The organism is Dyella japonica A8 (assembly GCF_000725385.1).
In the GTDB taxonomy this organism is placed as follows: Bacteria; Pseudomonadota; Gammaproteobacteria; order Xanthomonadales; family Rhodanobacteraceae; genus Dyella; species Dyella japonica_C.
Genome location: NZ_CP008884.1, coordinates 4,665,328 through 4,688,758, shown reverse-complemented (window position 1 = coordinate 4,688,758; position 23,431 = coordinate 4,665,328). Strand labels below are relative to the sequence as shown.

Here is a 23,431-nt window from a genome sequence, read left to right as displayed (position 1 = left end):
TGTGCCGAAGGTCGCGCCGGTGGGGAGGCCCCTTAGCCAAACAGCATGGCAAAACCGAACAGGCCGACCATCACGAAGGAGATCACCAGCTTGACCAGGGTGCCGAACAACAGGCCCAGCCAGGTGGCCACGCCCACGTGGGCCGAGCGCAGCACGCTGGTGCCCGAGGCCAGTTCACCCAGCAGGGCGCCCGCGAACGGCCCGATGATGAGGCCGGCCAGGCCGAAGAACATGCCCACCACCGTGCCCAGGCCCGCGCCCGACATGGCCAGCTTGCTGGCCCCGACCCGTTTGGCGCCCAGCGAGGCGGACACGAAGTCCATCAGCACGCCGATGGTGCCCAGTGCGCCGATGATCACCAGCCACCACACGCCGAGGTGCCGGTACTGGTCCAACGCTGCCACCAGCCAGATGCCGCCGAAGATCATCGGGATGCCCGGCAGCGCGGGCAGGATGTTGCCGGCAATGCCGCCGATGATCAGCAGGGCGGCCAGCACGTAAAGCGCAATCTCCAGCATCAGTGGCTGTCCTCGTGGTCCGACGGTGCAGCATATCGGCATGGCCATGCGCCGTGCAGCGCCCGCATCGGCGACAATGGCGGTGCGAACCCCTGGCTGACGTTCCCGTGGATACCTCTGGCGACATGCTCCTGAAGGCCGATGAACTCGGCCGCATCGAAATAACCGAGCGCGATGGCGTGCGCGTGATCCGCCGCGACATCGTGGCGGCCCGCTGGTGGGCGCGCGCCTTTGCGCGGCGCGCCGCAGCGCGCGAGGCGCGGGCGCTGGCCAGGCTCGATGGTATCGACGGCGTGCCCGCGCTGTTGCGCTGGGACGGGCGCGAGCTTTTGCGCAGCTATATCGCCGGCGCGCCCATGCAGCAGGCCCAGCCGCGCGACCGCGCGTATTACCGCGAGGCCTTGCGCCTGCTGGCACGCCTGCATCGCCGCGGCATCGTGCACAACGATCTGGCCAAGGAGCCGAACTGGCTGGTGCGCGCCGATGGCCGGCCGGCGCTGGTGGATTTCCAGATCGCCTGGACGCGCGGCAAGCGCGGCGCCTTGTTCCGTCTGCTGGCACGCGAAGACCTGCGCCACCTGCTCAAGCACAAGCGCACGTATTGCCCGGAAGCGCTGAGCGCACGGCAGCGGGACATCCTCAATACACCCGCGCCGCATTCGCGGCTGTGGCGTGCCACTGGCAAGCGCCTCTACAAGCTGATCGCGCGCCGCGTGTTCGGCTACTGGGACAACGAAGGGCAGGGGCGTATCCGCGACTGAGCCCTCGTTACTCCTCCCCTGTGGGAGCGCACCCTGTGCGCGACAAGCCTACGAAGCAGAACCGACACGGTGAGGCAGTCGCGCACAGGGTGCGCTCCCACAAAAGGGGATTCCGCGCCCGCACTTTTTTGTAGGAGCGCACTAGTGCGCGACAAGCCGACGAAGCATTGCGACTGTGATGCCGCGGTAGCACACAAGTGCGCTCCTACAGAGGAGCGTCGGCGCCGAAGCGTTCGAGCAGGAACTCGATCATGCTGCGCAACTTCGCCGTGGGCCGGCGATCCTGCGCATAGAGCAAATGCATCGGCGTGGACGGCGGCGCCCATGGTGGCAGCACGGCCATCAGCCTTCCTTCGGCCAGATCCTCCGCCAGCAGCACCTCCGGCTGGAGCACGATGCCGGCGCCGTGCAGCGCCGCCACGCGCAAGGCGTCACCGTGATCCACGGAAAGACGCCCCTGCACCGGCACATCGCATTCCTCGCCGTTGGGGCCGAGTAGCCGCCACTGGTCGCGACGCCGCCAGTTGGTCAGGCCAAGGCAGATGTGCTTCGAGAGCTCCTCCGGGCGCGAGGGCGTGCCATGCCGCGCCAGGTACTGGGGCGATGCCGCCAGCAGCATGCGATAGGGCTGCAGCGGCCGCGCGACCAGTTGCGGGTCGTCCACCGCGCCGATGCGGATGCCCAGCTCATACCCTTCGCTGACCAGGTCATACACGCGGTTGTCCAGCGACAGCTCGACGCTCACGTCCGGGTAGCGTTGCAGGTATTCGGTGATGGCCGGCGTCAGCCGCCGGCTGCCGAAGCTCATGGGGGCGGTGATGCGAAGCCGTCCTCGCGGCGTGGCCTGTAGTTCATGCGCGCTGCGCTCGGCCAGTTCCACGTCGGCCAGCACCAGCTTGCAGCGCTCGTAGTAAAGCTTGCCAACCTCGGTGAGCTGCTGGCGGCGCGTGGTGCGGTGGAGCAGCCGGGCGCCCAGCCGTTCTTCAATGGCGCGGATGTGCTTGCCGGCCATGGTGGGGGAGACGCCACTCGCCTCGGCGGCGGCGGCAAAGCTGCCGGTGTCCACCACCCGCACGAACATCGCCATGCTCGCCAGCGTATCCACGATTCGAAACCTTCGGTTCGGAATGGGTCGAATGATGGCACGTTTATCGGGGCGCGGGCGTAGTGGAGACTGGGACGAGTCGGCCCATGCCGGGCCGCCACCTTCGAGGTTCCATCCATGCGAATTCTGCTCATCGGCGCCAGCGGCACCGTCGGCCAGGCGGTTGCCGGGGCGCTGGCGCCCCACCACGAACTCATCCGCGCCAGCCGGCACTCCGGCGACGTGCAGGTCGACCTGACCGATATGGCGAGCGTCGAGCGGATGTATCGCGAGGTGGGGCAGGTCGACGCCGTGGTCACCGCGGCGGGCCATGTGCATTTCGGCGACCTGGTCAGCACCACGCCGGAGCAGTTCCTGTCCGGCCTCATGGACAAGTTGATGGGGCAGGTGAATGCCGTGATGGCGGGCATTCCCCATGTCCGCGACGGTGGTTCGTTCACGCTCACCAGCGGCATCACGGCGATGGAGCCGATCCGGCAAGGCACCAATGCCACCACGGTGAACGCGGCCATCGAAGGCTTCGTGCGCTCCGCGGCCACGGAACTGCCGCGCGGCCTGCGCATCAATGCGGTGAGCGCCACCTTGCTTACCGAGGCACTCGATGCCTTTGGCCCGTATTTCCCGGGCTTTGAAGCCGTGCCCGGCGAGCGCGTGGGGCAGGTGTACCGGCGCAGCGTGGAAGGTGTGTGCACGGGGCGCACGTACACCATCTGGCAGTAATTCCAGCGCTGCAAGGAACTGTGGGAGCGCACCCTGTGCGCGACAGCGGCGTTACGTCGTACCTCGACGCCAGGCCCGTCGCGCACAGGGTGCGCTCCCACAAAATGCTCTGCTGCTTACTTCTCGACGAACGCCCGTTCGATCACGTAATCGCCCGGTTCGCGCGTACGCGGCGACACCTGGAAACCGCGCGTGTCGAGCAAGGCGCAGGTGTCGTCCAGCATCGAGGGGCTGCCGCACAGCATCACGCGATCCGTCGCCGGGTCCAGCGGCGGCAGGCCGATGGCCTTGCTCATCGCGCCATCGACGATGTTGTCGGTGATGCGGCCCTGGTTGCGAAACGCCTCGCGCGTCACCGTGGGGTAGTAGATGAGCTTCTCGCGCACCAGTTCGCCCAGGTATTCGTGCTGCGGCAGCTCGCTCTCCAGGTAGTCCTGGTACGCCAGGTCGTTGACGTTGCGCACGCCGTGCGCGATCACGATTTTCTCGTAGCGCTCGTAGGTCTCCGGGTCGCGCACCAGGCTCATGAACGGCGCCAGCCCCGTGCCCGTGCCGAGCAGGTACAGGTGCTTGCCGGGCTTGAGGTCGTTGAGCACCAGGGTGCCGGTGGGCTTGCGGCTGACGATCAGCGGGTCGCCGGGCTTGAGGTGCTGCAGGCGCGAGGTGAGCGGGCCGTTGGCTACCTTGATGCTGAAGAACTCCAGGTGTTCTTCGTAGTTCGCGCTGGCGATCGAATACGCACGCATCAGCGGGCGGCCATCCACTTCCAGGCCGATCATCACGAACTGCCCGCTGTCGAAACGGAAGCCCGGATCACGCGTGGTGCGGAAGCTGAAGAGACTGTCGTTCCAGTGGTGCACGTCGATCACGTGCTCCGTCGCCAATGCCACCATTGCCGGTTACCGTCCTGAGGGAATCTGGGGATGCTGCGGGCAGGGGACCGGTGGTGCCGGTACCGGACTCGTGTGGGGATGGCGGAATCCGCTGCGCCTGACGAGTGCTGCCTTGGGGGTGCAGCGAGCCCCTTCATTATGCCATCGGCGGGCCGGCCATTCATGCATGGAAGCCCCCTTGCGCCGGCCCAGGCAGGCTGCTGCGTCATCCTGCCGCGAAAAGGGCAGCATCCAGCCCGGAAAAACGGCATGGCAGGCCAGCCGTTACAATGGCGCCCATGTCAGCCCCCTCCCACGCCCCGCGGCAGCCGATCCAGAACGACGACTGGCGCCTCACCGTCGCGCCCATGATGGACTGGACGGACCGTCATTGCCGGTATTTCCATCGGCTGCTGTCGCCGCATGCGCGCCTGTACACCGAGATGGTGACCAGCGCCGCGCTGGTGCGCGGCAAGCAGCTGCGCCTGCTGGAACACAGCCAGCAGGAACACCCGGTGGCCTTGCAGCTGGGCGGGAGCGAGCCGCAGGAACTGGCCATTGCCGCGCGTTACGGCGCGGACGCCGGCTACGACGAGATCAACCTCAACGTGGGCTGCCCTTCGGACCGCGTGCAGTCCGGCCGCTTCGGCGCCTGCCTGATGCGCGAGCCCGCACTGGTAGGCGATTGCGTGAAGGCCATGCGCGACGCGGTGGACGTGCCGGTGACGGTGAAGTGCCGCATCGGCGTGGACGACCAGGACGACTACGCCGACCTGCAGCACTTCACCGAAACCATGCTCGCGGCCGGTGTCGAGGTGCTGGTGGTGCACGCCCGCAAGGCGTGGCTGCAGGGCCTGAGCCCCAAGGAAAACCGCGAGATCCCGCCGCTGGACTACGAGCGTGTGTATCGCCTGAAGCGCGAGTTTCCAGAACTCGTGGTGGTGATCAACGGCGGCATCACCACGGTCGAGCAGGTGCAGGCCCACCTGGCCCAGGTAGACGGCGTGATGCTGGGCCGAGCGGCCTACCACGACCCCTACGTCCTGGCCCGGGTGGAAGCGGCGCTCTATGGCGAGCCCCTGCCTGGCCGCGACGACGTGCTCCTGCACATGCGCCCCTACATCGAGGCCGAGCTGGCCCGGGGCACGGCGCTGAAGCACATCAGCCGTCACCTGCTGGGCTTGTACCAGGGCGAGCCGGGGGCCCGCGGGTTCCGCCGCCAGCTGAGTGAAGGTGCGCACCTGCCAGGGGCCGGCTGGGGCCTGATCGAACAGGCCATGACGCCATCCCGGGTTGCCGCGTGACCGTTCAGCTTAATCCGGTCAATATTCAGCTCCGAGTCCATAGTCTGAACGACGATGGATGTCGCCCCCCGCAGGTACCCCGGGTTTGTTTAACGAAATGAAAACAATCCTGCGCCCCCTCGTCTGGCTGCTGGCCTGCTCGGCAGGCGCCAGCGCCTGGGCGGCGCAGTCCAGCGAGCCGGCCATGTCGCTGGAGCAGGCCGTCGCCCAGGTACAGCACGAAACCGGCGGCAAGGTGTTGTCCGCCAGCACCGTGCGTCGGGGCCGCAGTTCGTTCGAACATCGCGTCAAGGTGCTCACGCCCACCGGGCACGTACGCGTGGTGACCGTAACCACGGAGGCCAGCAAGGCGCCGGCTTCCGACGATTCGACCAAGAACCCGTCCAGTGACGGTGGAAGCAACAAGGAGAAACACTGATGCGCATTCTTTTGGTTGAGGACGAGGCTCCGCTGCGCGAGACCCTCGCCGCACGCCTGAAGCGCGATGGTTTTGCCGTCGATGCGGCCCAGGACGGCGAAGAAGGCATGTACCTCGGGCGCGAAGTACCTTTCGATCTGGCCATCATCGACCTTGGCCTGCCCAAGATGTCGGGCATGGACCTGATCAAGTCGCTACGCGAGGCCGGCCAGCGCTATCCCATCCTGATCCTCACCGCCCGCGGCGGCTGGCAGGACAAGGTGGAAGGCCTCAAGCACGGCGCCGACGACTACCTCGTCAAGCCGTTCCACGTCGAAGAGCTGCTGGCACGCATCAATGCGCTGGTGCGCCGTGCCAGCGGGTGGTCCAAGCCGGTGCTGGCCTGTGGCCCGATCAAGCTGGACACCACTGCGCAGACGGTGACCGTGGAAGGCAAGCCGGTCGACCTGACCAGCTACGAATACAAGGTGCTCGAATACCTGATGCTGCATGCCGGCGAACTGGTCTCCAAGGCCGACCTCACCGAGCACATCTACCAGCAGGATTTCGATCGCGATTCCAACGTGCTGGAGGTCTTCATCGGTCGCCTGCGCAGGAAGCTCGACCCGGAAGGCAACCTCAAGCCCATCGAGACGGTACGTGGACGCGGATACCGCTTTGCCATCCCTCGCAGCGAAGCCGAAGACGAGTGATCCGTCCCCGCCGCGCCGCCCGTTTTCACTGGCGGCGCGCGCGGCATTGGCGACGGGCTTCGTGCTGGCCGCGTTCCTCGGCGTGGTCGGTCTTACGATCATGCGCACGCAGGCCGACAGTTCGCGCAAGGAACTGCAGGATCGTCTGCAGAATTTCGTCGTGGCCTATATCGCCGGGACCGAAGTTGGTCGCGCCGGCAAGGTGCTGATGCCCGATACGCAGCCTGACCCGAGTTTCCTGCGGCCGGGCTCGGGCCTGTACGCCATGGTCATCGGTGATGGCGGCTTCAAGTGGCAGTCGCCCTCGGCCATGCTGCGCGACTTCGATTTCATGCGCCCGCTGCAGCCCGGCGTGGGGCAATTCGTCGGCCCCATCGACACGCGCATGGGGCGCCTCTATTACTACGTCTATGGCGTGGCGCTGGACACGTCCGAAAGGAAATCGGTGCACCTCACCTTCATGGTGGCGCAGACCGAGGACCAGCTGGAAGGCAGCAACGCCGTGGCCCGGCGCAGCGTGGTGTTCTGGCTCGCCTCGCTGGGCGTGATGCTCATCCTGCTGCAGCTCTTGTTGCTGCGCTGGAGCCTGACGCCACTGCGCAAGGTGGCCAACGAAATGTCGCGCGTGGAGCGCGGCGAGCGCGAACACCTGGGTGACCAGTACCCGCAGGAACTCACCGGCCTCACCGAACGCATCAACGCCTTTATCGCCAGCGAGCGCGAGCAGCGCGTGCGTACGCGCAATACGCTGGCCGATCTCGCGCACAGCCTGAAGACGCCGCTGGCAGTGATCCGCTCCAGCCTGGAAAGCACAGGCGCGGGGTCGGGCGTGCGCGAGCCGGTGCTGGAGCAGGTGCGCAAGATGGACGAGCTGGTGGCCTACCAGCTCGCACGCGCGGCCACCTCCGGCCGGCAGACGTTTGCCACTACCGCCATTCCCATCGCGGGGCACGCGGAAGATCTGGTGCAGAGCCTGGAGAAGGTCTACGCCGCCAAGAACGTGCTGTGTGAGTTCGACATCGACGACAACGCCGCGTTCTATGGCGAGCAGGGCGATTTGCTCGAGCTGATGGGCAATCTGCTGGAGAACGCGTTCAAGTGGGCGCGCCATCAGGTGTTGCTGGTGGTGAAGATGCGTCCCGTGGCCGGCCGGCAGCGTCCAGGCTTGTGGTTGAGCGTGGAGGACGACGGCCCGGGCATCGACGAGGACAAGATCGAGAGCGTGCTGCAGCGTGGCGTGCGTGGCGATGAGCGCGTGCAGGGGCACGGCATCGGCTTGTCGATCGTGCAGGACATCATTCGCGCGTACGGCGGCGAGCTGGTGGTGGACCGGTCGCCGGAGTTCAATGGGGCGCGGTTTAGTGTGAAGTTGCCGCCGGGTTGATGGTTGGCGGTGTTGCCGCTGCGCTTTTTTGCTTGGGGCGTCTTCTGGCGCGCGCCTGGAAGGGGCGCGACAGCAGCTTCAAAGCGCTCCAGCTCTACTCCATCTACCCTCGAGGCACGCGGGAAGCCGCCATGGTTGGCTGCGGCTTTGCGGGAGTGTTGGGGGAGTGGCTGGTGTTCGCCCCGCCGCTTCATAAGAGCCGTCATCCCGGCGCCCCACAGGGACTAGCTTCGCGTCGCAGGCCGGGATCCAGCATCAGCAGCGGCTAGTCGTCGCGAAACGCGTAGATCACCAGTAGAGCGATTTCAACGAGCTAGCCTCGCGGCGTCATACGAGCCGTCATCCCGGCGTGGGCCGGGATCCAGTAGCAGCAGCGGTTAGTCGTCGCGAAACGCGTAGAACACCTGCAGAGCGATTTTAACGAGCTAGCCTCATGACGTCATAAGAGCCGTCATCCCTGCGAAGGCAGGAGGCGCTTTTCAACAGCCGAAGGGCTGGTCATCCAGTGACTTTGCTCTTTAGATTTTGGCCTGTGGTTGCCGTGATCCCGCGATCTGGCCGCTTACGACGCAAAGCTAGTCCCTGTGGGACGCAGCGGGCGTTTCGACCTTCTGCCGATGACGCGAAGCTAGTCCCGTGGGAAGGCCGAGTCACTTTTCTTTTGCTGGCCCACGCATGCGCAGGAGCGCATGCGAACGGCGAAGCCGGCCCGAAGGGCGTAGGGCAGGATGCCCGGAGTCAAAGATCCCACGGGGACTAGCTTCGCGTCGAAAGTAACCCAAAGAAAATGGCCTCAAGAGCTGGCAGTTGTGCTGGATACAAGCCTTGAAAGGTGAGGCATCCGGATCGTCACGATCGCTCTATTGAACGGCGTGGCTATATCGCAACACACCCTGGCCTAGAGGACTTAAAGCGGAGCGTGGCTACGCTTCCTTCTGTGCTACCGGGGACGTTCAGTGCACGCCACTTTTCTCTTCACATCAGGAGCGAGGCTGGGGTGGGGTAATCTATCCAAGGTAAGTATTTGGCCGTCTAAACATCCACCAAGCCACATCACCCCTCTGCCGGCGAAACCCCATAATACGCCTGCAACAACTCCGCCACCGCCGCATCCGCCCGACGCAGCACGCCAGGCTGCGACCAGTGCAGCTCGCTCACCACGGCAAAGAATTCATCGGGACTTTCCGACGCATACGGATCGATCAACGTATCGCGACCACGCGCCACGTCGTTGGAAAGCAAATCAAACGCGCGCTGGAACGCCACGATCCACTGCCGGCGCGGTATGTGCGGCGGCAGTGGCGGCACGCCATCAGGCGGGCCGTCGAGCATGTCGAGTTTGTGGGCGATTTCGTGAATGACCACGTTGAAGCCATCCCACGGCTGCGCAAGGTCAAGCTGCACATCGGCAAGCGACAGCACCAGCGGGCCATGCTCCCAGGCTTCGCCGATCAGCACGTCGTCGCCTTCGGTCACCACGCCGCTGCGGTCGTCGTGGTGGCTGCGCTTCACTTTGAATTCGCCGGGATACACCAGGATGTCGCGCCAACCGCGCAGGGCGCTGGGGCCTTGCTTCAGCACGGGCAGGCAGGCCTGCATGGCGATCAGGGTGCACAAGTCGTCGGTGAGCGCGGCGTCGGCCAGGGCATGGAAGCGTTTGCGTGCGAGGAACACGCCGGACAGCCGGCGCAGTTCACGTTGCCGGTGATGGTCCAGGCGTTGCGCGAGCGGGCAGGCGTCCAGCGCCCTGCGCCAAGGTTCGTCGGCAAGCGGAGGTGGTGTCAGGTAGGCGCGGAGGCGCCGCCACCAGGCAGCGGACACGGGCTGTGGACGTTACTGGATGGAACCCGGCAGCAGCGATTGCCAGCCGATGCGGTTCTGGCGGCTGCTGCGCGGTGCGCGAGCCGGCGTCGTGGTGGGGCAGTTGTCGTTGGAAGACGACGAGGACGAGGAGGGCGCCGTGTTCGCTTCGCGCGACAGGCCCAGTGCATCGCCGCCGCTGCCCGCGCCGTCGTGGCTGGAGCTGCCTTCCACCGTGCGCTGCATCGAGCTCATATCCTGGCTGTCCGCGTCCATGGCCGATGCAGCACCCACGCTGCCGACGCACAGAACACAGCCAAGCAAGATCTTCCCGACGCCCATGGCGGCTCAACCCCTTGATCCGCAATCCAAGATCCCGATGCTGGCAGAAAAAGGGGGGCGATACCAGTGCCCTGTTCCAGCCGTATGACGCTGGGGCGAGTCCCAGAAGTCATGCGACTTCCCGCCCGCGCCACCCTGTGGGGCGCCACGCCGGCAGGCTAGAATCGGCGGATGCCACGTTCTATCTCACTGTTTCCCATTTCCAGCGGGCGCCGCCGTCGCGGCCCGGCGCTCCGGGACGTCGCGTAATGCAGGCGCAGGAGCTGCTGGTGGCGCTGGCGGATGGCGGCATGGTGTCGGGCGCCCAGCTGGCCGAGCGTGCGGGGGTGACCCGCGCCGCCATCTGGAAGCAGATCGAAGCCCTGCGGGCCCGCGGCATGCCGGTGGAGTCGCGTGGCACGGCCGGTTATTGCCTGCCCTGGCCGGTGCAACTGCTGGATGACGCGGCCCTGCGCGCGGTACTCCCCGCAGGCGTGCGCTCGCGCCTCGGCACGCTGGAACTGCACTGGGAAATCGACTCAACCTCCAGTGAGATCCAGCGCCGCCAGGCCGATCTGCCCGACCTGAGCATGGTGCTGGCGGAAACCCAGACCGCCGGGCGCGGCCGTCGCGGCCGCCGCTGGCTGTCGCCGCCGGGCCTCAATGTCTACTTGTCGTGCCTCAAGCGTTTCGACGCGGGTTTTGGTGCGCTCTCCGGCCTGTCGCTGGCGGTGGGCGTGATGGTGATGCGCACGCTGTCCACGCTGGGCATCGAGGGTGCGGGCCTGAAGTGGCCCAACGACGTGCTGAGTGCGGACGGCAAGCTCGCCGGCATCCTCGTCGAGTTGGGCGGGGAATATCAGGGACCGTGCGCGGCGGTCATCGGCGTGGGCCTCAACGTGCGGCTCACCGAAGCCCTGCACGAGCAGGCGGGCCAGCCAGTGAACGACCTGACCACGCTGGCGGGCGAGGCGCCGGACCGCAACCGCGTCGCCGCTGCCCTGGTCGCCGCGCTGGCGGAAGGCCTGGATCAGTTTGAACGCGAAGGCTTCGCCGCCTTCGTGGACGATTACGCACGCCACGATCTGCTGCGCGGCAAGCCGCTGCGCGTGCAGGGCGCCACCAGCGTGCTCGAAGGCATCGGCGCCGGCGTGGATGAGCGCGGCGCCCTGCTGCTGACGACGGACGACGGTGTGCACCGCATCGACAGCGCCGACGTCACGGTGCGCCGCGCATGAGGCTGCTGCTCGATCTTGGCAATACGCGCCTGAAATGGGCCCTGCGCGACGGTGCGCAGTGGCATGCGCAGGGCGCCGTGGCATGGAACGAGGATGTGGTACTCGCGCTGCACGACGCGTGGCGCCATCTGCCCACGCCGGAAGCCGTGTTCGGCGCCTCCGTTGTGGATGGCGCGCGCGAAACGCAGATCGCCGCCGTGGTCTGCACCCGTTTCAACCACGCCACCACCTGGCTGCACACACCCGCCGAGGCCTGTGGCGTGCGCAATGCCTATCCCGAACCGGGTCGCTTGGGCGTGGATCGTTTCCTCGGCATGGTCGCCGCCCGCGCCGAAGGGCTGGCTCCCTGCGTGCTGGCCGGCGTCGGCACCGCGCTGACACTGGATGCACTGGACGCCGAGGGACGCCACCTCGGCGGCTTGATCGCACCCGGCCCGCAACTCATGCAGCAGTCGCTGCTGGGTGCGACGGCGCGCGTGCTGGTCGACCGCCCCGGTCAGGTGCTGGAAGCCGCCGACAACACCCCCGATGCCGTCGTCTCCGGTTGCTGGCAAGCCGCCGCCGCACTGGTCGAGCGCTTCGCGGCGCACATGGCCGGGCCGTTGGGCGGGGTGCCGCAACTTATCCTGGGCGGTGGCGACGCCGAGTCGCTGGCGCCGTTGATCGCCATGCCATCACGACTCAGCCAGGACAGCGTGCTGCGCGGATTGTCCGTGTGGTCCGACGCACATTCCCCTATCGAACAGGCTCTCTAGAATGCCTGCTCTCCCGCCGATTGCCTGACGGATCACCGATGTTCCTGCGCCTGTTGTTCGTCCTGCTGATCGCACTCAATATCGCGGTAGGCGCATGGCTGTTGCTGGGCCAGGACGACGTGCACGGCCGCAGTGCTACCGACCCCGGCGTACCCGAACTGCACCTGCTGAGCGAACGTCCGGCGCCGCCTTCCTCCGCCCCGGCGCCCACGTCGTCGGGCTCCAGCGCGGCCTCGGCATCCACCGCCGCCGCCGCGCCCGTAGCCCAGGCACCCACGCCAGCGCCGTCGCCGCCACCTGCGCGGCCGAACACCTACACCTGCATGGCGCTGGGTCCCTTCGCCACCCAGGTGGACATGCGCAACGCCCGCGTCGCGCTTGCCAATCAGGCCGCGCGCATGCGCTCGCGCCAGGAACAGACCACCCAGACCACCGGCTGGTGGGTCTACCTGCCCGGCGGCGGCAGCCGCGACAAGGCGCTGGAACTCGGCCGCCGCCTCGCCGCCGCCAACGTGGGCGATTACTTCGTGGTCAGCTCCGGCGACCAGCCCAACACCGTGTCGCTGGGCCTGTTCAAAGACCCGGCCAACGCCCGCCGTCGCCGCGAACAGGTCATCGCCGCCGGCTTCCCCGCGCAAATGACCGAACGCACCGAAACCGTGCCCGAGTACTGGCTGGACGTCGTCATCGCCGACAACGGCCACGCCGACTGGCGCAGCCGCGTCAAGGGCGTCGGCTCCCACAGCACCGGCTGCTTCTGAGCCCCTTTGGCGCTGGGCCGCGCCGGCCTGCTAGACTTGCCACCCTTCGCCGGTATAGCTCAGTTGGTAGAGCAACTGATTTGTAATCAGTAGGTCGCGGGTTCGACTCCTGCTGCCGGCACCAAGAATCTCTGGCCAGCACCATCACTTACGTGCGGCACTCGGGCCCAGGCCCAACTTCTCTTTCCTCTTGGCTCAGGTTTGGGCCTGCAGGCGACGAAGAACAAAAAGCCCGGCCAAAAGCCGGGCTTTTGCTGTTTGGATCTACTCATCCTTCTCCCTCCATTGGAGGTCAGGCGGGTCGATCGCGACCTGGTCACCACTTCCAGCGTGCAGAGAGGTGAGGGGCGGTGGCGGCGGTGGTACTTGCGCAGGGCAGGGCCCGCCGGCAGGCTGGGCAGGTCCGCGGTTGGTCCAGAGCGGACATGATCGCCGTGGCCTCGAGGGAGGCCTGGCCAGGGGATGGGGAATGGAAACGACGAACAGCGACCCGCAGCGGGAACGCCGCCGCCTGCGCGCGGCATTGGAAAGCATGAAGCGCAAACGTGGCCTGGCGGCCGGCGGCTTTGTCGCGGCCCTGGGGCTGTTGACCATGGCGAACTACTACACGGAGTTTCCGGATGCCGTGCGCTGGGTGATGCGCCTGGCGGCGCCCTTCGTGTTCCTGCCGTGCGCGCTGCCTTTCCTGCGCTCGCCATGCCCTCAATGCCATGGTCGCTATCACTCGATGGCGAGCCTGCTGCAGCACCCCGATCGCGCACCACCCTGCAAATCGTGCGGCTTCAGCATCGACAAGCACGTGTCCAGATACTGACGCCGAACATCGACGGGTAACAGATGGCCGGGAGGAGCGCAGCGACATTCCGGGGTGACCCACAAACGAGGCGGGGACAATGGGGCGCGTGAGCACTAGCACGCCCCCTTGTGCTCCCAGTACATGGCTGGCAAGTCAAAGGAGAGTGTCTTGCATAGAGCGATATTCGTGGCGATGGCGGTGTTTTGCTCTGGCCTGTATGCGGCGGATGCACCTGGTCCGGTGACGTTCAACACCTACACCTATGATGTGCATGGTGGGACCGTGTTCGACATCGAGAACGAGCTGCACGACAAGAGTCCGCTCGTTGTGCATGGCCGTCATATGCACGGCAAGACACATTGGGAGATCCACTATCACTATCACTGGAAAATGGATGGAGACCAATGCGTACTCGACGAGTTTGACGCAACGTTGAACGTCGATACGTTTCTGCCGCAGTGGGTTCGCCCGCAGCATCCCAACCCGATGCTGGCGCATGATTGGGATCGCTACATTGCCGCACTGCGGATGCACGAGCGCGGTCATGCTGAAGTGGGTGAAGATGCTCGAGAGGTATTGGTGACGCGAGCGAAAGCCATGGGGCCTGCACCAACTTGCGATGTTATAAAAAAACAGGTCATTGATCTTGTCGCCGAGGTTGTCGATGCGCATCGCAAGGTGGACGCCATGTATGACGACAAGACAGATCACGGCAGAACGCAAGGAGCGCATTTCCCCTGAGGAAATTCACTTGAGGAAACTGGGTCAGGTTCACTTCCGGCTGGAAAGTGAGCCTGACCCCTCAGTTCTCATGCCGCGTCCGCAACACGCGCTTAGGGCTTCGCTCCCGCAGTGGGCGCCGGATCCATAGAGGCGTGATCCACGGCGTAAACCCAATGCCCGTTTACGCGTCGCGTGACTTCGCTATAGCGCCCGGTTTCCGTTTTGGCAGCACCGCCTGCCTTGGGTGTGTAGGTGATCGAGTAGGTGCCCCACGCGACAGCATCTGTGCCTACAGTCTTCTCACCCAGGCGCTTGAGCTCGATATTCGTCACCTTGTTGTCGGCGTAGAACTTCGCGTAACTGTCGCGGATGGCCTTGGTGCCGGTCGCCATCGTTCCTCCCGGTGGCCAGAGCACTGCGTCGGCGGCGTAGCAGGCGACGGTGGCATCCGCGTCACCGGCAAGAAAGGCCTTGTGCCAGCAGGCATCCGCCTGATCCGGGCCGGATTCGGCGGCGAGGCTAGGGAGCGCAAAGACACACAGCAACATGGCTGTGGCGATATGCAGTTGGCGATGCATCATCGGATCCTCCGCGTTAGGTGTTCTATGGGGTGTCGCGGGTTCGTACCCGGCGACTTCAACCATAGGCGACCCCTTGGGAGGGCTTGTCCATAACGCGTTCGTTCTATGCCACGATGGACCAGGCGCTTGAGGTGGTTAAAGGTGCGGGCCATTTCCTCGGAAGTGTCCCGAACCATTCTTCTGTTCTTGTTTTGACGGGGACGTATCAGGAATGGAACAAGGCAAAGGTGCCATCGAGTCCGGACTGCGCCGTATCCGCATCAGGCGTTGGGTGTCGTATGGTCTGTTCGTTGGCTGGCTGCCCTGTGGCATCGCAGTGTCGAAAGTGACCAGTTCCGGCAAGATCGACATGACGCTGGCGTTGGTTTACATGGTCGCGATCTTGATTTCCGGGGTGATGGTTGGTTTCAGCATCTGCCCCCGATGCAAGCAGTATTTCTTCATGGGCACCTACACGAACACCTTTTCCGCGAAATGCATGAACTGCGGACTGCCGCTCTCGGGGGAGTGAGTGCCGTGAAAAGGAATTCAGACGGAATTGAAATGGGGCGGGGTGCTTTTCGTTGTTCGCTAGTTCTCGATCAGGCGACTCGAAAAGCACTCACACCCCTTCTCTCCTGAAACGAAGTCTCATGGTCCTTTTGCCAGCGCGGCCGACACGATGGCGCTGCGAAGTTCGGTCTGCGTCAGGGCATCGATCGGGGACTGACGGATGGCAACGGCCTTCATCGACTGGGGTTTCAGCATCAGGTGACGCTGAGCCTCCCAGTTCCTCGCCAGGCGTTGCGCCTGGGCGACTTCGGCTGGCGTCGACCCGACGAACCCCACGATCACATAACCATTCATGTCGACGGTGTAGGTTTCAACGGCGGCGTTGGCCTGCCCGATGCAGGCGATGCCGAGGGCGACAACCATGGAAATCATAGTGCGCTTCATGGGATGGCCTCCTGATGTTTGCGGATGCCTGTGCCGGAAGCTTGAGTTTAGGCGCGCGCCGCGCCGAAAACCTGAGGAATCCGCGCGGAAACCCTGAAGGATTCGCGACGATTTGCCATGCAGAACGGAAAACAGGGTTCAGCGCAAACCTGTCGGTTGCGGGCTAGAACGGCGACACGAGCTTGGGCACGCGCACGCCTTGCCACTGCTGCTCCTCAAGCTGCTGTCGCAGGGCGGCGGCAACCCGTTCCTTCTGGCCGGGAACGTCCGCGCCCCACACTTCGATCGCGGTTCGGGTGACTTCGTATTCCTTGCAGCTGGGGCAATGGACGGGTTTGAAACCGCCCCGGCTCTGGCTGGCTGCAACGGCGGCATCGCCACAGATAAAGCACTCGATCTGCTCATTCATAAACGGTCCTCGGCGACGTTTTGAAGCAGCGATGGCAGCACGGCGGAGGCTACGCAGGGTGCCGGTCCCGGCGCAAGGGTGTGCGCAAAACGGGAGGGGCGGCAGGCTGGGGCGGGCGGATCGGCCTGCGCGATGGGCGGGAGCAGGCCGCGTGGCCGACGCTAGCTTGTCGCGGGCCGATAGACCCACTGTGTGGCGTGCTGGATCCGGCTTGGCACACCTGACCCATACGCAACACAGCAAGGGACGAAAGGAAGAGGTTCGAGGGCGTCGGCTCCACCCGGCGCCTTGGCCTGTTCGGAGTTGTACCGCTATTTGGATCGTGATAAATCCCCCGACGGACTGGAGGCTTCCTTGAGTCGCCAGGGCAATCCAGGGACTGTCTCTGGGGAGGAGCGCGATGGGTGTGCTGGGCTGGATCCGCGATCAACTCATGGGCTTTTTCGGCCTGGGGCCGCTGCTGCAGATGTTCGCCACGGGCGACTACCGGGCGCTTGCCACGGTGGATGGTTTCGGCGACCTGATCGCTCCGGTCATCCCGCTGCTGCTGGTGTTCGAGTTGATGCGCGGTCTGCTCAGGCACCGGACCCGGCGCGTGGACTATCAGGTGCCACTGTTGGTGTGGGTGCTCAATCGTTTCATCGGTACGTTCCTCACGGTGGCCGTGGTCGGTTTCTGCATCGGCCAGTTCAACCGTTTCGCGCCTTTCCAGGCCGGGCTCACCTGGTATGGGTTGCTATACGGGTACGTGGCGTGGGAGTTCGCGCACTTCGTCTACCACTTCCTGGCGCACAAGGTACGCCTGCTGTGGTGCCTGCATTCGACGCACCATGCGCCGGTGGCGATGAACCTGTCGGTCAACTACGCGCACATCTTTCTTGAAGGCATGTATGCCGACGTCGTCCGCACCAGCATCTGCATGCTGCTGGGCGTGAGCCCGCCCCTGCTGGTGCTGATCGTGATCATCGACAGCTTCTGGGGGCAGCTCATCCACCTGGGTGAAAACGTGCTGCCGGAGGGAAAGCTTGGTGTCCTGCATCGCGTGCTGCTGACGCCTTCGCACCACCGCGTTCACCACGCACGCAACGTGCTCTACATGGACACCAATTTCTGCAACCTGCTGCCCATCTGGGACCGCGTCTTCGGCACCTACATGGAAGCGCGTGCGGATATCCGCATCGAGTACGGCATCACGCGGCCGGTGAAGCCGTACAGCGTGCTCGATGCGTACCTTGGCGAGTTCTGGTTGCTGGGGCGGGACGTATGGCATGCGCCCGGCCTGAGCAACAAGCTGCTCTACCTGGTGATGCCGCCAGGCTGGAGCCACGACGGCAACCATCACACCGCCAAGGTAGCCAAACAGGCGCTGCAGGCGGAGCAGGGTGTCGACCTTTGAGGGCTGGAAGCAGCGCAGCGGGAATCCGGGGACGAAACCATGGGTTGCCGGATCGGCGGGCCCAGCCTTTCGCGGGAATGACGGGGCATTGGCCGGGACGAAAAGCGGGAATCTTGGGTCTTTTTGACGTTACTATGGGCGGTGGCCGGCTTGCCGGCGTACCCTTTATTTCCTGATATTCAAGGTGTTGGCGGTGTTTCAGCGTTTTTCGCCAGGCCGGATGACAACGTCCCGCAGGTTTCTGGCCGTCCTGCTCGCCGGGATGCTGCTGGCGAGCGCGGGTGCCGCCTCGGCCGCGGATACACCGATCGACGCCGCACAGTTGCTGGAGCGCCAGCAGGCTGGCCAGGCGCCGCTGGTGCTGGACGTGCGCCACGCCGACGAATACGCCGACGGCCATATCGCCGGTGCGCTCAATATCCCGGTGGAACAGCTCGCCAGCCGTGCGGGCGTGCTTGGCGTGCCGCGCGACAGCGAAATCGTGGTGTATTGCGTCTCCGGCAAGCGCGCGGCCAAGGCCCAGCAGACGCTCACCTCCCTCGGCTATACCCACGTGCGGCTGCTGGATGGCAGCCTCAATACGTGGCGGCAGCGTCAACTGCCTCTGGCACACTAAGGCGCTTCGCATTCCCGTTTTTCACACTGCAGGTTTTCATGGTCAACAAGGCAATTTCCCTGATCGGCGTTCCCACCGACATCGGTGCGGGGCATCGCGGCGCTTCCATGGGGCCGGAAGCATTGCGCGTGGCCAACCTGGCCGCACGGCTCACCCGGCGCGGGCTGGACGTGGTGGATCGCGGCAACCTGCAGGGGCCGCTCAACCCGTGGCAGCCGCCGGTGAACGGTTACCGTCACCTGCCGGAAGTGGTGGCCTGGAACCAGGCCGTGCACGAGGCGATCTACGCCGAACTGGCTGACGGCCGCCTGCCCATCATGCTGGGCGGTGACCATTGCCTGGCCATCGGTTCCATCAGCGCGGTGGCGCGCCATTGCCGCGATACCGGCAAGACGCTGCGCGTGCTGTGGCTGGACGCGCACGCTGACTTCAACACCGCCGAGGCGACGCCCTCGGGCAATATCCACGGCATGCCGGTGGCCTGCCTGTGCGGCAACGGCCCGCAGGAGCTGATCAGCATGGGCGGCCACGTGCCGGCCACCACGGCGGACGTGTTCCGCCAGATCGGTATCCGTTCGGTGGACGAGGGCGAAAAGCGCCTGGTGCGCGAGTCGCAGGTGAGCATCTTCGACATGCGCCACATCGACGAAGTGGGCATGAAGCGCACGATGGAAGAAGCGCTGTCGGGCATCGACGAGAATACGCACCTGCACGTGAGCTTCGACGTGGATTTCCTCGACCCAACCATCGCGCCGGGCGTGGGCACCACGGTGCGTGGCGGCCCGAACTACCGCGAGGCGCAGCTGTGCATGGAGATGATCGCGGACTCCGGCCGCGTCGGCTCGCTGGACATCGTGGAGCTCAATCCCGCGTTCGACAAGAAGAACCAGACCGCACGCCTGGCGGTGGATCTGGTGGAGTCGCTGTTCGGCAAGTCCACGCTGATCCGCTGAACCCGGCCCGATTGCATCAACACTCAATAACGATACGAAGAAACGAGACCATGAAGACCCGCGTACTTACCGGCATCACCACCACCGGCACGCCGCACCTGGGCAACTACGTCGGCGCCATCCGCCCGGCGGTAGCCGCGAGCAGGCGCGACGACGTCGACGCGTTCTACTTCATGGCCGACTACCACGCGCTGATCAAGAGTGACGACCCGGCGCGCATCGAGCGTTCACGGCTGGAAATCGCCGCGACGTGGCTGGCTGCCGGTCTGGACCCGAACAAGGTCACCTTTTATCGCCAGTCCGACATTCCGGAAATTCCGGAGCTGACCTGGTTCCTCACCTGCGTCACCGCCAAGGGCCTGCTCAACCGCGCGCATGCGTACAAAGCGTCGGTGGACAAGAACACCGAGGCGGGCGAGGACCCGGATGCGGGCGTCACCGCCGGCCTGTACATGTACCCGGTGCTGATGGCCGCCGACATCCTCGTGTTCAACGCGAACAAGGTGCCGGTGGGGCGTGACCAGATCCAGCACATCGAAATGGCGCGCGACATCGCGCAGCGTTTCAACCATATCTACGGTCGTGGGCACGATTTCTTCGTGCTGCCGGAAGTGGTGATCGAGGAACAGGTAGCCACGCTGCCGGGCCTGGATGGACGCAAGATGTCCAAGAGCTACGACAACACCATTCCGTTGTTCGCGGGCGGGCAGAAGCATCTGCGCGATTCCATCATGCGCATCGTCACCGACTCGCGCCTGCCTGGCGAAGCGAAGGACCCGGACAGCTCCTCGCTGTTCACCATCTTCCGCGCGTTCGCCAGCGAGGCCGAATCCACCGCGTTTCGGCAGGCGCTGGTCGATGGCCTGGGCTGGGGCGAGGCGAAGCAAGTGTTGTTCGAGCGGCTGGAAGTGGAAATCGCGCCGATGCGCGAAAGCTACGACGCGCTGATGGCACGTCCGGCGGTGATCGAGGAGATCCTGCAGGAAGGCGCCAAGAAGGCGCGCGCCATCGCCGTGCCCAAGGTCGCCGAGCTACGCGATGCCATTGGCCTGCGGTCGGGCACGATGGTGGCCTCGCCGGCGAATGCGTCCAAGGCTGCCGCGCCGAAGGGCGGCAAAGCGCCGCGCTTCGCCAGCTTCCGCGATACCGATGGTAGTTTCCGTTTTCGCCTGTTCTCGTCGGAAGGCGAGGAGCTGCTGCTGTCGCGCTCGTTCGCCGACCCCAAGGCGGCGGGCGTGATGCAGAAGCGCATCAAGGAGCTGGGCAGCGTCTCTGCCGTGCTGCAGGTGCAGCCGCAGGCGCTGGTGCTGGAGATCGACGGCGAGCAGGTTGGCGCCACGCCCGCTTATGACGGCGAGCAGGCGCGCGACGAAGCACTGCTGCGCCTGCGCGGTGCGCTCGACCAGCTCGCTGCACAGGAATAAGAAGCCTTGGGGCTTGTTGGGGAGTGAACTGACGCATGCGTTATCTGGCCATCCTGCTGCTTGCGCCTTGGCTGCTGATCCTGGGCTGGGCGTTCTGGTCCTATCCCAAGAGCCTGCCGCGCACGCGCATGCGCCGCAGCTTCGACGTGGCTGCGCTGTTGCTCGCCGCGTTCGCCGCTGTGGAATGTGCCAGCCGCGCGTTCGATACCGCCACGGTGCCGGCGGTAGGCCAATATGGCCCGGCCAGTGGCGCGATCTGGCAGCAGGTGCTGCCGGCCCTGTATGGCTACGGCGCGTGCGTCGTGGTGTTGGTGCTGGCGCTGATCGTGCGTCAGCTGGTGTGGCGTCCGCACGCGCGTTGAAGGCAGAAACAACCATGCAAGACACGGAACTCCAGCGTTACCTCCTGCGCCTGTTCGAACGCCACGACGTCGAACTGGAGCCGGATGAAGAGTGGCTGATGACGGACGGTGATTTCCCCGCCGTGCGCGCAAGCTGGTTCGAGGGCGCGGCCGGTGAGCCGGGGCGGCTGGATGTCGACGTGGTGATCAGCGAAGACCGTCACATCGAAGAAAGCTTTGCCGGCATCGGCGGCGGCGAAACGGGTTGCCTCGATGCACTGAAGGCCTTCGAGCACGGCGTGTTCCACGTGCTGCTGGCGGCGTGCTGGTACGTCACCGACGACCGGCGCATGGATCTGCATGGCTGGGATTTCGGCATCCGCACCTGGGACGTGTTCGTGGGGCCCTGGTTGTCCAGCAAGGACGGCATCGGGCCGCCCGCCGAACTGATCCCGGTGCTGCGCGCTGCCCTGCAGAATGAGGCGCTGAGCCCGGAGTTGCACTGGGTGCGGCTGTTCTATCGTGTTGGCGACGATGGGGCCGTGAGTGCCGAGGCCTTGCTCGACAACGCACCCTGGCCGGCGGGTGACCGCCTGCTGACCTCGCTGCCCTGGCCGGCCGGCGAGCAGGGTTACAGCGTGCGTGGGTTTATTGCGCTGGATATCCGGGATTACTGATCGTTTGACGATCCCGCACTTCTGTGGGAGCGCACCCTGTGCGCGACAGCCTCACGGAGCGGAACCGACATGGCGCTGCCGTCGCGCACAGGGTGCGCTCCCACAGGGATGGGCGGCGCCGTGTGGATGGCGAGCCTTCTGTAGGAGCGCACTTGTGCGCGGCAGGCCTGGCAAGTGCAAACGACATCACGCCGTGGTCGCGCACAAGTGCGCTCCTGCTAGGGCGTGTCGTTTTCCGGGGCTGGGTCGGTATAGCGCTGGCGATACGCCGCCAGCATGGCCTGCCTCGACGGGAAGTACAGGATGCCCGTGCGCTCCGGCGGCAATCCCGCGCGCGTCATGCGCTTGATCAGCTGTGCGGTGCGCCCGGCGATCACCAATGGAATGCCTTGCTTGTCCAGCGCGCGACGCAATTCGTCGATGGCAAGGAAACCGGTAATGTCGTTCTTGGTCATCGAGATGGCATCGATGACGACCCAATGTGGGTGTTGCTCGCGCGCCAACCGTTCGACGCGACGCCGGAAATAGTCGGCGTTGAAGAAGGTAAGCGGCGACTCGAAGCGATAGATCAACAGGCCCGCAATGGCATGCGCCTCGGGGTAGTGGGCGAGTTCGTAGAAGCCAGCCTGCCCGTCGATCTGGCCAAACTGCTGCTCGGCGGGTCGCGCCACCTGCGAGAGAAAATAGAGCAGCGCCATGGCTACGGCGAGCAGGATGCCGGACATCACGCCAAACAGCACCACGCCCGCCACCGTGGCCAGGGCGATCAGGTGTTCGCTGCGACTGAAATGGCGCAGTTCGCGCAGGCCGCCCAGGTCGATCAGGCTCAGTGCCGCGGCGATCAGGATGGTGCTCAAGGCGGCGATGGGCAGCATGGCGAGCACGTTGTTGAACAGAGTCATCACCAGCAGGATGGCCAGCGCGCCAATGATGGAGACGGGCCCGCTCTTGCCACTGGCCGCATCGTTCACCGCCGTACGCGAGCTGGACCCGCTGACGGCGAAACCCTGGCAGGCGGCACTGGCCAGATGCGACAGGCCCAGCGCGAGGAACTCCTGGTTGCCATCGACCTGGTAGCCGTTCTTCGACGCGAAACTGCGCGCCGTCAGCATGCCGCTGCTGAAGGTGACGAGCACCAGCGCCCCGGCCGCCGGAAACAGCGTGCCGAACAGTTCGTGCGGCAGCGAAGGAGCCACCCACGTTGGCAGGCCGGCGGGCAGGGCGCCGACCACCGCGACGCCTTTCGTGCCCAGGCTGAGTAGCCACGTGGCGATGACGGCACCCGCGAGCGCGATCAATGCCGAGGGGCCGCGCGGCCAGACGGCCTTGACCGCGAAGAACAGCACGAAGGTTCCGGCAGAGAGCAAGGCGGTGGGCCAGTGCGTGCGCGGCAGTTGCGCGATCAGCGACAGCGCCTGGCTGATGGTGTCCTTGCCCTGCAGGGCGATGCCGAGCACCTTGCCGGACTGGCCCACGAGGATGGTGATGGCGACGCCGTTGAGCAGGCCGACCAGGATGGGGCGCGACAGGAAGTCCGCGAGAAAACCCAGCCGGAACCGGCTGGCGATGACGCATAGCACGCCGGTGATCAGGGTGAGCGACATGGCATAGGCCTGGTAGGACTCGCTGCCGGGTGCGGCCAACGGCATCAGCGTGGCGCCGAGCATGGCGCAGGTGGCGGCGTCGGGGCCCACGATCAATTGCCGCGACGAGCCGAACAACGCATACACGATCATCGGCAGCACCGTGCTGTATAGGCCGACGACCGGGCTGAAGCCGGCGAGCTGCGCGTAGGCAATGCTGATGGGCAAAGCCACCGCCGCCACCGACAGGCCTGCCTGCACATCCGCATGCAGCCATTCGCGGCGATAGTGCAGCAACTGGTCCAGTCCCGGCATGTGGCGTCGCAGAAAGGCGCTCATGGATGCGC

At 65.5% G+C, this 23,431-nt stretch carries 27 protein-coding genes and 1 tRNA gene; 19 read left to right on the top strand and 9 right to left on the bottom strand.

Features of this window, described 5'->3' with window-relative positions:
- Positions 1-32 precede the first annotated feature (32 nt).
- Complete coding sequence (locus HY57_RS20025; RefSeq protein WP_026033915.1) at positions 33-515, bottom strand: DUF456 domain-containing protein; 483 nt, start codon at positions 513-515, stop codon at positions 33-35.
- A gap of 128 nt (positions 516-643) precedes the next feature.
- Between HY57_RS20025 and HY57_RS20020 the strand changes: the two genes are divergently transcribed.
- Entirely contained in the window at positions 644-1,279 is a 636-nt protein-coding gene (locus HY57_RS20020; protein WP_019465215.1) for an RIO1 family regulatory kinase/ATPase, read from the top strand.
- Between the two features lie 205 nt (positions 1,280-1,484).
- Here the strand turns inward: HY57_RS20020 and HY57_RS20015 are convergent, their stop codons facing one another.
- On the bottom strand, positions 1,485-2,384 hold the full coding sequence (locus HY57_RS20015; protein ID WP_026033914.1) for a LysR family transcriptional regulator: 900 nt from the start codon (positions 2,382-2,384) through the stop codon (positions 1,485-1,487).
- A gap of 117 nt (positions 2,385-2,501) precedes the next feature.
- On the opposite strand from HY57_RS20015, the gene HY57_RS20010 reads away from it, so the two are divergent.
- On the top strand, positions 2,502-3,104 hold the full coding sequence (locus tag HY57_RS20010; RefSeq protein ID WP_019465213.1) for a short chain dehydrogenase: 603 nt from the start codon (positions 2,502-2,504) through the stop codon (positions 3,102-3,104).
- Positions 3,105-3,220: 116 nt separating this feature from the next.
- On the opposite strand, the gene HY57_RS20005 is transcribed toward HY57_RS20010, so the two are convergent.
- Positions 3,221-3,997, bottom strand: coding sequence for a ferredoxin--NADP reductase (locus tag HY57_RS20005; RefSeq protein WP_019465212.1), 777 nt, complete (start codon positions 3,995-3,997; stop codon positions 3,221-3,223).
- Between the two features lie 269 nt (positions 3,998-4,266).
- On the opposite strand from HY57_RS20005, the gene dusA reads away from it, so the two are divergent.
- From dusA to HY57_RS19985, 4 genes are all read left to right on the top strand, one after another.
- Positions 4,267-5,280, top strand: coding sequence for a tRNA dihydrouridine(20/20a) synthase DusA (gene dusA / locus HY57_RS20000; protein ID WP_019465211.1), 1,014 nt, complete (start codon positions 4,267-4,269; stop codon positions 5,278-5,280).
- A gap of 97 nt (positions 5,281-5,377) precedes the next feature.
- Positions 5,378-5,698 (top strand): PepSY domain-containing protein, encoded by a 321-nt coding sequence (locus tag HY57_RS19995; protein ID WP_019465210.1) that lies wholly within the window; start codon positions 5,378-5,380, stop codon positions 5,696-5,698.
- Positions 5,698-6,390 carry a response regulator transcription factor gene (locus HY57_RS19990; RefSeq protein ID WP_019465209.1) on the top strand — a complete coding sequence of 231 codons (693 nt, stop codon included), beginning with the start codon at positions 5,698-5,700 and terminating at the stop codon, positions 6,388-6,390. The genes HY57_RS19995 and HY57_RS19990 overlap by 1 nt, the downstream gene beginning before the upstream one ends.
- Positions 6,391-6,436: 46 nt before the next feature.
- Positions 6,437-7,774 carry an ATP-binding protein gene (locus HY57_RS19985; RefSeq protein WP_019465208.1) on the top strand — a complete coding sequence of 446 codons (1,338 nt, stop codon included), beginning with the start codon at positions 6,437-6,439 and terminating at the stop codon, positions 7,772-7,774.
- A gap of 1,053 nt (positions 7,775-8,827) precedes the next feature.
- Here the strand turns inward: HY57_RS19985 and HY57_RS19980 are convergent.
- A complete protein-coding gene (locus HY57_RS19980; protein WP_019467006.1) occupies positions 8,828-9,595 on the bottom strand; it encodes a zinc-dependent peptidase in 768 nt (255 codons plus the stop codon).
- Positions 9,596-9,607: 12 nt separating this feature from the next.
- A complete protein-coding gene (locus HY57_RS19975; RefSeq protein WP_144240860.1) occupies positions 9,608-9,829 on the bottom strand; it encodes a hypothetical protein in 222 nt (73 codons plus the stop codon).
- 335 nt (positions 9,830-10,164) lie between these two features.
- On the opposite strand from HY57_RS19975, the gene HY57_RS19970 reads away from it, so the two are divergent.
- The 6 genes from HY57_RS19970 to HY57_RS19945 all read left to right on the top strand — a co-directional run bounded on the left by HY57_RS19970 (position 10,165) and on the right by HY57_RS19945 (position 14,186).
- Positions 10,165-11,133 (top strand): biotin--[acetyl-CoA-carboxylase] ligase, encoded by a 969-nt coding sequence (locus HY57_RS19970; protein ID WP_019467008.1) that lies wholly within the window; start codon positions 10,165-10,167, stop codon positions 11,131-11,133.
- Entirely contained in the window at positions 11,130-11,888 is a 759-nt protein-coding gene (locus HY57_RS19965) for a type III pantothenate kinase (protein ID WP_019467009.1), read from the top strand. The genes HY57_RS19970 and HY57_RS19965 overlap by 4 nt, the downstream gene beginning before the upstream one ends.
- A gap of 38 nt (positions 11,889-11,926) precedes the next feature.
- The gene (locus HY57_RS19960; protein ID WP_019467010.1) at positions 11,927-12,649 is read left to right on the top strand and encodes an SPOR domain-containing protein; all 723 of its coding nucleotides are present in this window, start codon (positions 11,927-11,929) and stop codon (positions 12,647-12,649) included.
- Between the two features lie 48 nt (positions 12,650-12,697).
- A tRNA-Thr gene (locus tag HY57_RS19955) sits at positions 12,698-12,773 on the top strand.
- A gap of 345 nt (positions 12,774-13,118) precedes the next feature.
- Positions 13,119-13,463 carry a hypothetical protein gene (locus HY57_RS19950; protein WP_019467011.1) on the top strand — a complete coding sequence of 115 codons (345 nt, stop codon included), beginning with the start codon at positions 13,119-13,121 and terminating at the stop codon, positions 13,461-13,463.
- Positions 13,464-13,637: 174 nt separating this feature from the next.
- Entirely contained in the window at positions 13,638-14,186 is a 549-nt protein-coding gene (locus HY57_RS19945; protein WP_019467012.1) for a DUF922 domain-containing protein, read from the top strand.
- A gap of 92 nt (positions 14,187-14,278) precedes the next feature.
- Here HY57_RS19945 and HY57_RS21015 read toward each other — a convergent pair whose 3' ends face one another.
- Complete coding sequence (locus tag HY57_RS21015; protein ID WP_081500734.1) at positions 14,279-14,812, bottom strand: YybH family protein; 534 nt, start codon at positions 14,810-14,812, stop codon at positions 14,279-14,281.
- A 148-nt stretch (positions 14,813-14,960) separates the two neighbouring features.
- Here HY57_RS21015 and HY57_RS19935 point away from each other — a divergent pair, with 148 nt between their 5' ends.
- On the top strand, positions 14,961-15,260 hold the full coding sequence (locus HY57_RS19935; protein ID WP_019467014.1) for a hypothetical protein: 300 nt from the start codon (positions 14,961-14,963) through the stop codon (positions 15,258-15,260).
- A 119-nt stretch (positions 15,261-15,379) separates the two neighbouring features.
- Here the strand turns inward: HY57_RS19935 and HY57_RS19930 are convergent, their stop codons facing one another.
- Positions 15,380-15,685: a hypothetical protein gene (locus HY57_RS19930; protein ID WP_019467015.1), complete on the bottom strand. Its 306-nt coding sequence runs from the start codon at positions 15,683-15,685 to the stop codon at positions 15,380-15,382.
- A gap of 163 nt (positions 15,686-15,848) precedes the next feature.
- Positions 15,849-16,094, bottom strand: a complete 246-nt coding sequence (locus tag HY57_RS19925; RefSeq protein ID WP_019467016.1) for a hypothetical protein — start codon at positions 16,092-16,094, stop codon at positions 15,849-15,851.
- A 400-nt stretch (positions 16,095-16,494) separates the two neighbouring features.
- Here HY57_RS19925 and HY57_RS19920 point away from each other — a divergent pair, with 400 nt between their 5' ends.
- The 6 genes from HY57_RS19920 (at position 16,495) to HY57_RS19895 (ending at position 21,501) form a co-directional block, all read left to right on the top strand.
- Positions 16,495-17,490, top strand: a complete 996-nt coding sequence (locus HY57_RS19920) for a sterol desaturase family protein (RefSeq protein WP_019467017.1) — start codon at positions 16,495-16,497, stop codon at positions 17,488-17,490.
- A gap of 220 nt (positions 17,491-17,710) precedes the next feature.
- Positions 17,711-18,106: a rhodanese-like domain-containing protein gene (locus tag HY57_RS19915; protein WP_081500735.1), complete on the top strand. Its 396-nt coding sequence runs from the start codon at positions 17,711-17,713 to the stop codon at positions 18,104-18,106.
- A gap of 38 nt (positions 18,107-18,144) precedes the next feature.
- Positions 18,145-19,059 (top strand): arginase, encoded by a 915-nt coding sequence (gene rocF / locus HY57_RS19910; RefSeq protein ID WP_019467019.1) that lies wholly within the window; start codon positions 18,145-18,147, stop codon positions 19,057-19,059.
- 50 nt (positions 19,060-19,109) lie between these two features.
- On the top strand, positions 19,110-20,483 hold the full coding sequence (locus HY57_RS19905; RefSeq protein ID WP_019467020.1) for a tryptophan--tRNA ligase: 1,374 nt from the start codon (positions 19,110-19,112) through the stop codon (positions 20,481-20,483).
- 35 nt (positions 20,484-20,518) lie between these two features.
- The gene (locus tag HY57_RS19900) at positions 20,519-20,845 is read left to right on the top strand and encodes a hypothetical protein (RefSeq protein WP_019467021.1); all 327 of its coding nucleotides are present in this window, start codon (positions 20,519-20,521) and stop codon (positions 20,843-20,845) included.
- A 14-nt stretch (positions 20,846-20,859) separates the two neighbouring features.
- Positions 20,860-21,501 carry a DUF6348 family protein gene (locus HY57_RS19895; protein WP_019467022.1) on the top strand — a complete coding sequence of 214 codons (642 nt, stop codon included), beginning with the start codon at positions 20,860-20,862 and terminating at the stop codon, positions 21,499-21,501.
- A 218-nt stretch (positions 21,502-21,719) separates the two neighbouring features.
- On the opposite strand, the gene HY57_RS19890 is transcribed toward HY57_RS19895, so the two are convergent.
- Positions 21,720-23,423 carry a SulP family inorganic anion transporter gene (locus HY57_RS19890; protein WP_019467023.1) on the bottom strand — a complete coding sequence of 568 codons (1,704 nt, stop codon included), beginning with the start codon at positions 23,421-23,423 and terminating at the stop codon, positions 21,720-21,722.
- Between the last annotated feature and the right edge of the window lie 8 nt (positions 23,424-23,431).